Origin of the sequence: Sphingomonas sp. CCH9-F2, assembly GCF_001556735.1 — a bacterium.
Classification (GTDB): domain Bacteria; phylum Pseudomonadota; class Alphaproteobacteria; order Sphingomonadales; family Sphingomonadaceae; genus Sphingomonas; species Sphingomonas ginsenosidimutans.
In genome coordinates, this window is the sequence record NZ_LSJO01000135.1 from 1 (window position 1) to 2621 (window position 2621).

3 protein-coding genes and 1 pseudogene are annotated in these 2621 nt (G+C 66.3%); all 4 read left to right on the forward strand.

Annotation, left to right across the window (positions count from 1 at the left end):
* The first annotated feature begins 483 nt into the window (after positions 1-483).
* Positions 484-919: pseudogene (locus tag AX685_RS04005) on the forward strand (hypothetical protein).
* Positions 920-991: 72 nt separating this feature from the next.
* Positions 992-1645 carry a ParA family protein gene (locus AX685_RS04010; protein WP_066485668.1) on the forward strand — a complete coding sequence of 218 codons (654 nt, stop codon included), beginning with the start codon at positions 992-994 and terminating at the stop codon, positions 1643-1645.
* Positions 1645-1968 (forward strand): hypothetical protein, encoded by a 324-nt coding sequence (locus tag AX685_RS04015; RefSeq protein WP_066485670.1) that lies wholly within the window; start codon positions 1645-1647, stop codon positions 1966-1968. The genes AX685_RS04010 and AX685_RS04015 overlap by 1 nt, the downstream gene beginning before the upstream one ends.
* Positions 1965-2621 (forward strand): replication initiator protein A (locus AX685_RS04020; RefSeq protein ID WP_066485672.1); only part of this gene is annotated, 657 nt, incomplete at its 3' end. The genes AX685_RS04015 and AX685_RS04020, both read left to right, overlap by 4 nt.

The window sequence follows — 2621 nt, forward strand, 5'->3', positions numbered from 1 at the left end:
TTCTCCGTCCGCGCCCTTCACATGAACGTGCGCCGGGCGATGATCGTTGGGCCAGATAACGACCCGCAGGCCACCGATACGGAACACGACAGGCATAGGCCGGTGTAGCATAAACCCAAGCGCTAGGGAATAGTTGCATCGGCGCGCGCACCCGTGACGGGCCGCGCTCTATCTCCGCTCGCGCTCCGATCGAGCCTCCGTGGCGGCGTCTCGCCCCTGACGGGCAACGATCGCTCGCGCGGGCGGGGTGCGCCCCGCCCAGGCGGACGCCGGCGATGCCGGCGAGATCTCCATCAGGTGGGGAAAGGGAGCGCCGCCCCCTCTCCCCAGCAACGGCAATCAGCCGGGCCGTGGCTCCCTCGCTTCACTCACTGCGCCCGCACCACCCCGGCAGATTCCCATTGCCCCCTCTCCCCCGCTGTTCGCCACGAGGCAGGGCCGATGGCGAGGCCGTCGCCAAGGGCGATTTGAAGGGAGAAGATCATGGAGCAGGACAATCGCGAGAGCTGGTTGAACCGGGTGGCGATCGGCATGGCCCCGCTGTTCGACGCGCTGGACACTCCCCTGCCCGCCCGCGTGCGCGTCGCGATCGGCTTCACCAGCCGGGGCGCGAAGGGCAAGGCGATTGGCGAGTGCTGGGATAATCGGCGCAGCGGCGACGGCCATTTCGAGATATTCATTCGGCCGGACTTAGCGCACGCCCCTCACCCATGCCCGGCTCGACACCGGTGGCGAGACCATGGCACCCAAGAAGCAGGCGACGGGGATGCCCAAATGCGAGTGCGCGGCGTGCGGCTATACGGTGAGGACCGCGCGCAAATGGCTGGAGACGACGGGCGCGCCCCTATGTCCGATCGCCGGACATGGGCCGATGCAGCACGATCCGCTCGATCCCGACGACGAAGCCGGCGATAGCTAAGCGACTAAGACCCTTTACGACTAAGCGGTTAAGCGGCATAAGTCGCTTAACCGCTTAGTAGGAGCAACAGCGATGCAGGTATGGGCCGTGATCGCGCAGAAGGGTGGGCAATCGAAAACCACCCTTTCGACCGGGTTCGCCGTCGAGGCGGCGCGGGAAGGAGCGTCCGTCGTGATCCTCGACGCCGACGACCGGCAAGGTTCGGCGCTCTATTGGTCGGAGCGCCGCGACGACGACGACGTGACGGTGAAGGACAGCAGCGTCGCCGGCCTACCGCTGCACGTCTCGCGCGGGCGCGGCAGCGGCAAGATTGACCTCATCATCATCGACACACCGGCCAACTCCAAGGACATCGCCATGCTCGCGGCAGAGCAGGCGGATTTCGTCATCATCCCCGTGGCACCGCGCGGGCTGGACGTTCATTCGGTGTTGCAGACCGTCAAGCAGGTGCAGCAGGCCGGCACCCCCTTCGCCGTCATTCTGACCCAGGTTCCGCACCAGGGCGGGGAGGGGCAGGAGGCCCATGCCGGCTTTGCGGCGAAGGGGGTGACGATGTTCGACAGTCGCCTTCACTTCCGGAAGGACTTCTACAAGGCAACGCCGTTGGGCCGCACCGCGGTCGAAACCGAGCCGGACAGCAAGGCGGCGGCCGAGCTGCGCGCCGCCTATAATGAGGCTAAGCGACTAAGCGGCTTTACGACTAAGCCAGTAAGCGAGGCGGCATAATGGCGAAAAAGCCTTCCGCGCTCGCCAGCATCTTCGATGACGAGGCCGAGGAGCCGGCACTGGCTTCCGTTTCCGAGCCGACCCTCGAGCCGCAACGGGCGGCAGCGCCGCGCCGATCGGCCGACACGCCCACCCCGGCGACACCGGCGCGGCGCAGCAGCCATCCGGGCAAGAAGCCGGTGCTGATCCACATTCCCGAGGACATGCACCGTGCATTGCGCCAGCTTAGTGTCGAGGAGGGCGGGGAGCCGCTTACCGTCATCACCGAACGGCTGCTCCGCCAGTATCTGGTCAAGCGGGGCCACACCAGGTTCGCGCCGTGAGCAAGCGGCGCGATCCCAACCCCGAGTTCGACCTGTTCATCCCGGCGCTGGGCGACCTTCCGCTCCGCGACCAGCGCGAGGTCATGGAGCGGCCGTTCTTCTCGCTCCAGAAGCGCAAGCGGTTGAAGCCGATCGAGTATCGCAGCCCGGACGGCGAGGCGTGGGTGCGCGTGCAGGCAATCCCCGACTACGGCATGGCGACGATATGGGATGCCGATATTCTGATATGGGCGGCATCGACGCTCAATCGCATGAAGCAGCAGGGCTTGAACGACCTGCCGCGCACGCTGACCACGACGCCCTACGACCTGTTGCGGGCGATCAAGCGCAGCACCGGGGGCAGGGACTATCAGGAGCTGCAGGCGGCATTGCTCCGGCTCCAGACGACTTCCATCACGACCTCGATCCGGGCGTCAGCACGCAGGCAGAAAGCCGGGTTCAACTGGCTCGATAGCTGGACCTTCGACACCGACGCCGAGACCGAGCAGCCGCGCGGCATGACGCTGACCCTCTCGGATTGGGTTTACGAGGGGATCGTCAACGAAAAGTCGCTGCTCACCATGCACCCCGATTACTTCCTGCTATCCGGGGGGTTGGAGCGGGCGCTGTATCGCATCGCGCGCAAGCATGTCGGCGCGCAGCAGGGTGGGTGG

Coding starts and splice junctions, on each gene's coding strand:
- AX685_RS04010 (WP_066485668.1), top strand. CDS start 992: ATGCAGGTATGGGCCGTGATCGCGCAGAAGGGTGGGCAATCGAAAACC.
- AX685_RS04015 (WP_066485670.1), top strand. CDS start 1,645: ATGGCGAAAAAGCCTTCCGCGCTCGCCAGCATCTTCGATGACGAGGCC.